At 42.9% G+C, this 6,077-nt stretch carries 5 protein-coding genes and 1 pseudogene; all 6 read right to left on the reverse strand.

What is annotated here, in order from left to right:
- Positions 1 to 31: 31 nt before the first annotated feature.
- Entirely contained in the window at positions 32 to 1,636 is a 1,605-nt protein-coding gene (locus MKL51_RS13165) for an IS66-like element ISAba46 family transposase (protein ID WP_017402503.1), read from the reverse strand.
- Positions 1,637 to 1,710: 74 nt separating this feature from the next.
- Positions 1,711 to 2,046 carry an IS66 family insertion sequence element accessory protein TnpB gene (gene tnpB / locus MKL51_RS13170; protein ID WP_004832949.1) on the reverse strand — a complete coding sequence of 112 codons (336 nt, stop codon included), beginning with the start codon at positions 2,044 to 2,046 and terminating at the stop codon, positions 1,711 to 1,713.
- Complete coding sequence (tnpA, locus tag MKL51_RS13175; RefSeq protein WP_004646130.1) at positions 2,043 to 2,426, reverse strand: IS66-like element accessory protein TnpA; 384 nt, start codon at positions 2,424 to 2,426, stop codon at positions 2,043 to 2,045. Before tnpA ends, tnpB begins: the two co-directional genes overlap by 4 nt.
- A 684-nt stretch (positions 2,427 to 3,110) precedes the next feature.
- Positions 3,111 to 3,815 (reverse strand): annotated as a pseudogene (locus MKL51_RS13180) (IS6-like element IS1006 family transposase).
- Between the two features lie 159 nt (positions 3,816 to 3,974).
- Complete coding sequence (locus MKL51_RS13185) at positions 3,975 to 5,279, reverse strand: Y-family DNA polymerase (RefSeq protein WP_068558395.1); 1,305 nt, start codon at positions 5,277 to 5,279, stop codon at positions 3,975 to 3,977.
- A gap of 15 nt (positions 5,280 to 5,294) precedes the next feature.
- On the reverse strand, positions 5,295 to 5,873 hold the full coding sequence (locus MKL51_RS13190; RefSeq protein ID WP_068520013.1) for a LexA family protein: 579 nt from the start codon (positions 5,871 to 5,873) through the stop codon (positions 5,295 to 5,297).
- Positions 5,874 to 6,077 lie beyond the last annotated feature (204 nt).

Genomic DNA, 6,077 nt, shown 5'->3' on the forward strand with positions numbered 1-6,077 from the left:
GTAAGCGTCCGCTGAATCCCATACCAATTTTTTAATTCGATTTAGGTTTCCAGCAGTGTGGCAGTAACTCTTCAATCTGGGTCACTTTATGTGTCGGTAGCTTTTTCAGCACATCACTTAAATAGGCATACGGATCCAAGCCATTCAGCTTTGCTGACTGGATTAAAGTCATGATATTTGCCGCTCGCTGTCCACTGCGCAGCGAACCTGCAAACAACCAGTTCTTACGGCCCAATGCCCAGGGACGCATTGAGTTCTCTGCCCAGTTATTGTCAATGGGTAGATTGCCATCATCCAGATAGCGGCTTAAGGCTGGCCAACGCTTCAGACTGTAATTGATCGCCTTGGCGGTTGGAGAACTCGATGGCACCGTCAGATCATGTTGGTTGAGCCATTCATACAGTTGTTGCCTCACCGGTTGGCTGTGCTGTTGTCGGTATTCGCGGCGGTGTTCTGCTGTACTATCGGTCTTTTTCCTGAGTTCTGCTTCTATGGCATACAGTTTCTGAATCAGCACTAATGCCTGTTCAGCGATCTGACTTTTCCCGGTCACATGCAGTTCATGAAATTTACGACGTGCATGTGCCATGCAGCCCACCTCAATGACATCGCCTGATTTAAAGCGTGCTTTATAACCACTGTAATCATCACAGACCAGATGGCCCTGCCAGCCATTCAGGAACTCTTCTGCATGCTGACCTGAACGGCTATCCTGAAAGTCATAGATCACCGCTTGAACTGGATTGTACTGTGTGGTGGCATAGGCCCAGACATAACCTTTCTTCGGTTTTTTCTCATTCTCACCCATCCGCATAATGGTGACCGGCGTTTCATCGGCATGGATCACCCGCTGTTGCAGCACCACCTGTTTTAAGGCATTGGCCAGAGGTTCCAGTTCCACACCGCAGCGACCAATCCAGTCAGATAACGTGGATCTGGACAGATCAATGCCCGCCCGCTGATAGATCAGGCGCTGACGGTACAGCGGTAAATGATCGGCATACTTCGATACCAACACATGGCTGAGCAGTTCAGGTGAAGCAATGCCTTTATCAATCACATAGGCTGGCATCGCTTGCTGAGTCAGGGTGTCGCACTGATCACAGACCCATTTGCCACGGATATGCTGTTCCTTATAGAACTGTGCCGGTCTGAAATGCAGTTTTTCACTGACATCTTCGCCGATACGCCGGAGTTGGCATCCACAAGCACATTGGGTTGATGCAGGTTCATGCTCAATACGGATGGTGTGTAGATGATCTGGCAGTGGTCGACGTTTAGGTTTATTGACTGTGGCTTTGTGTGTCACTGCATCGGTTTTATCTGCATTCAGCCGCTCCAGTTCTAGATCAACCGCGGCAATATCTTCTTCAACCGCTTCATCCCACAGATGGATTTGTTTTGCCGTTAAGTGTTCATTCTTTTGGGCGAATTTGTGCTTTTTAAACAGCGCCAGTTCATGCTCGTATTTTTGAGTGAGAATAGAAAGATGTTGAACTTTGGCATCCAATTGCTGGTTTGATTTTTCTAACTCTTGATTTGATTCTGCCAGAGACTGATGCTGCATTGCCAACTGTCTGGTGAATTCCAGCAGTTGTTCATGGGTCAGTTGGCTTAAGTCAGGCAGCGTATTCATGACCGCAGTATGCCTGAGGTCATGAGAAGAATGAAATAGAACGTTTGGAGAATAGCAGAATGGAACAGTCTGGTTTAAAGCATCGTCACCACCTGCTGTCGTCCAATGCGCTGCCAAGGTAAACCCTGGATCAGTGCCTGTAACTGTTCCGGACTTATCGCCATGCTTTCACCCTGGTGAACCTGCGCCCAGTGGAATTTTCCCTGTTCCAGCCGCCGGGCACACAGCCAGATGCCCAGTCCATCATGTACCAGCACTTTCATGCGATGGCCACGTTTATTACAGAACAGGTAAGCACAATGCGGTTTGATGTAGCCAAAGGCTCTCACCACCTGAGCCATGACAATATCCATCCCTGCTCGCATATCCAGAGGTTGGGTAGAAAGCCAGATTTCATCAATGCGGATCATGTTGCAAGTGCCTTGAGTAATTCTGCTAAAGCAGATATTTCTGATACTTGCCATTTCAAGCCAATTTCTGCTTTTGAGTGGGGTAAAGTAATTTGAACCTTTAACATGTCAGTAGGAGTAGGATCTAATGGTGCAGAGCAAGATAAGGCAATAAATGCAGGTTTATTCGGTAGTGGTGAGCGATCATTCCCTGGCTTAGCATCAATTAAGCGAATCCATTTGGATACAAGATTTGTATTCAATCCATGTTGCAAAGCGACCGAAGCAATTGAAACGTCCGGTGCTTTACAAGCCTGAACGATCTGCTGTTTAAATTCAGCACTGTATGTTCTTCGTTTTTTCGCAAGAGATGCGATGGATGTCTGGTGATTTGTAGTCATAAATTTTAGTCCCCACTTGTTTTTAAGTGTGGACTAAATTAAGGCTTATAGGATGAATTCAGAAGGTGTGTTCAGCGGACGCTTACGGTAGGGCTGCTGTACTACCCCACGTCCTGGTGCTGGAACTTATCATTATTGTTTTCTGTTCTGGAACTTCCTGTTCCTGTATGACTTCATCATAAGTAAAAAACCACAGATGCCATAGCCGTAAAATCCCTAAATTGCTGTGAGCTAGGGCGTACAAATCTAACCAAAAATTGTCTCAGGTTTATCCGCAGAAATTGGGGATACTTTCCGGTCTGTATGTCCTGTTAAAGCTGGAAAAACTGCAAAATCGATCTCTTTTTAACCAATTTAATTAGTGAAAGGTGACAGTTTTGTTCAAGAAAAAGCAGACTTGTTTCCAAATTGGCTTTTCCGGGTTTGAGTTCCACTTCATTTTTACATAAACTGCTGAAAAATAAAATAATTTTATTTTAATTTCGAATAATACCCATTATATTAAATGGAACCTAACTTAGTTAAATTTTTATCAAATTTAGAAAAAAACTTATTAAAATAACTATCTTATTAATTTAATTTTTATTTTAAGGTTATGCAGTGGATATTAAAAAAAGACACCATTTTGTAAGGGCACTGTTGCAAATAGAGATTTGAGTCGATGATGTTCCCTTTAAAAAGTACTTAGAGACCGAAAACCCTGTTGATTAGACACACTTCACCCTGAGGCTGACCATAATAAAATGACGATGCTTGTCCTTTACGCAGTGCACGCATGACTTCAATACCTTTAATTGTGGCATAAGCCGTCTTCATAGATTTGAATCCTAATGTGGCCCTGATGATCCGCTTTAGCTTGCCATGATCACATTCAATCACGTTATTTTTATACTTAATCTGCCTGTGCTCAAGGTCTGGTGGACATTTACATTCCCGTTTTAACCGTGATAAAGCACGTCCATATGTGGGTGCTTTATCCGTGTTGATCACTTGTGGAATTTGCCACTTCTTCACATTATTTAAAATTTTTCCAAGAAAACAATATGTTGATTTGGTATTACGTCTAGAAGAAAGATAAAAATCAATGGTATCGCCACGTTGATCGACTGCACGATACAGATAAGATCATCGTCCATTCACTTTTACATAGGTTTCATCAATATGCCACGAGCTCAGATCTGTAGGATTACGCCAATACCAGCGTAAACGTTTTTCTATTTCAGGAGCATAACGTTGAACCCAACGGTAAATAGTCGTGTGATCAACATTCACACCCCGTTCGGCCAGCATTTCCTGCAGTTCACGATAGCTAATGCCATATTTACAATACCAGCGCACAGCCCAAAGAATGATTTCGCCCTGAAAATGCCGACCATGGAAAGGATTCATATGCTGCACATTTAGCTAAAACAGTCTTCAGCTTACCATTCGTGGTTATTTGCAACAGTGCCGATAATCTTCGATTAGGTAGTTGTAAATTACAATTATTTTGCAATCAATAAAAAACTATTATGAAACTAAAACGAAATCACTTTATAGGGAGGAAAATTACTTTACACAAAGCAGTTGATCCCATTTAAAGTAGTTCTGTGTTAGCCGATCTCGTGACATATTCCATGCTCTGTCCGGCAACATGCTAGCACCTAAGGCAAGTTTACTTTTACCAAATTTGCTATGAATACTTTCCATAGAATCCATCAAGGCATTGCTAACTTCGATGTGCTTCATGTCGGTAAACATGTCATACACATGGCTTGCCTTTGGTTCGAGACACGTCAGAATCACGCCACATTTCTTGAAGGCAATGTCCTTGGCATACAGGCCATCAATCATCGCTGTAGCGAGTTTAGAGAGCACCAACAGGTTGTCAGTAGGTTCTGGTAAAGGTAGCGATAGAGACTTATTGTAGAAAGGCTTAGAGACATCAAATGGATTTGATTGCACGAAACTAATAAGACAGCCACACAATAGCTCATCGTCTCTCAGTCTACTTACAGCATCTTGTACATACAGGGTCATAGCTTCTTTTAGATCATCTATGTGGTAGATCCTCTGCCCAAAAGAGCGACTAGCAATGATTTGCTTCTTTGCAGGTGGCGTATGTTCCAGTTCAATGCAAGCGGTTCCATGAAGCTCTAATAAAGTTCGATGCATTACGATAGAGAATTGGTCCCTGATCATCAGAGGATAAGCCATGACAAAATCCATGACAGAATGGATGCCCATACTGTTGAGCTTCTTCGAATGTTTACGTCCTACACCCCAAATCTCACTTACCTCAATGGATTGGTACAGTGTTTCAGCAGAGCAGTGATCCATTGAAACCAAGTTACATACGCCATTGAAATAGCTGTTCTTCTTGGCAATATGGTTCGCCAGTTTCGCTTCAGTCTTTGAGCGCCCAATGCCAATACATACAGGTAAACCAAGCCAAGAAAAGATACGTTGACGAATCTGTTGAGCATAATCGGTTAGATCATAATTCTCTGCATGAGCCGTCAGATCCAGAAAGCATTCATCAATAGAGTAAATCTCCTGCTCTTTAGGAGACACAAAGTCAGACAGGACTTTCATCAATCTGCGGGACATCTCTGCATACAGTGCATAGTTGCTCGATAGCACTTGTACCTGATGCTGCTCTACGATGTCCTTGATCTGGAAGAGAGGAACACCCATCTTGATGCCCAAGTCCTTGGCTTCCTGAGACCGTGCTACAGCACAGCCATCATTGTTCGATAGCACAATGACAGGCTTATTGTTCAAGCTTGGGTTAAAGATGCGTTCACAACTGACATAGCAGTTGTTGATGTCTACTAAAGCGTAGATATTATGGTGAGCTGCTTGCATGAGCATGAAACCAATAAAGTATTAACGCTTTCTGAAAGGCTTGATGACAAAAGTCACTACACCCCAAATCACCATTTCCTGACCATCCTTCAGATGAATGTCGGAATACTCAGGGTTCTCTGCTTTAAGCCAACGATTATCATCACCTTCAATCATGAGACGTTTTACAGTGAACTCATTGTCGATCAGCGCAATTACGATGTCTTCATGCTTGGCTTCAATGCTCCGGTCTACAATCAGTTCATCATCAATCTCAATGCCTGCATCTCTCATCGAAAGTGAAGCAACCTTTACAACGAATGTTGCAGCTTCATTTTTGATGAGGTGTTCATTCATGTCTAATGTTTTGTCGATGTAGTCCTGAGCTGGCGAAGGGAAACCAGCAGCGACTTTCTCTGAAGCCAAAGGGATTCTCATCTGAGTAGTCGCATCAATCAGCGTGATGGATGCAACTTCATTGAACCTTTGCTTCTCTACTTCATTGAGATAATTCTTGATCTCTATGATTTTGGATACAGGTACTCTTACCGTTTTCGTAGGCTCATTGTATTTAAACTTTCTACCGGAACCATCTCGGCTTCCGCCACGACTATTGCTCATGACTCATCTACTTTTTGATTTTGTGACGTAATCAAATATATGACTGAATGTATTACAGATTCAAGAATATTTCGATAAATGGTGAGACGTTAATGACAGGCTTTTTTAAGGCACTGTTGCAAATAACCACGAATGGTAAGCTGAAGACTGTTTTAGCTAAATGTGCAGCATATGAATCCTTTCCATGGTCGGCATTTTCAGGGC

It is taken from the genome of Acinetobacter sp. AOR18_HL, assembly GCF_027855145.1.
GTDB lineage: Bacteria > Pseudomonadota > Gammaproteobacteria > Pseudomonadales > Moraxellaceae > Acinetobacter > Acinetobacter pittii.

Coding starts and splice junctions, on each gene's coding strand:
- MKL51_RS13165 (WP_017402503.1), bottom strand. CDS start 1,636: ATGAATACGCTGCCTGACTTAAGCCAACTGACCCATGAACAACTGCTG.
- tnpB (WP_004832949.1), bottom strand. CDS start 2,046: ATGATCCGCATTGATGAAATCTGGCTTTCTACCCAACCTCTGGATATG.
- tnpA (WP_004646130.1), bottom strand. CDS start 2,426: ATGACTACAAATCACCAGACATCCATCGCATCTCTTGCGAAAAAACGA.
- MKL51_RS13185 (WP_068558395.1), bottom strand. CDS start 5,279: ATGCTCATGCAAGCAGCTCACCATAATATCTACGCTTTAGTAGACATC.
- MKL51_RS13190 (WP_068520013.1), bottom strand. CDS start 5,873: ATGAGCAATAGTCGTGGCGGAAGCCGAGATGGTTCCGGTAGAAAGTTT.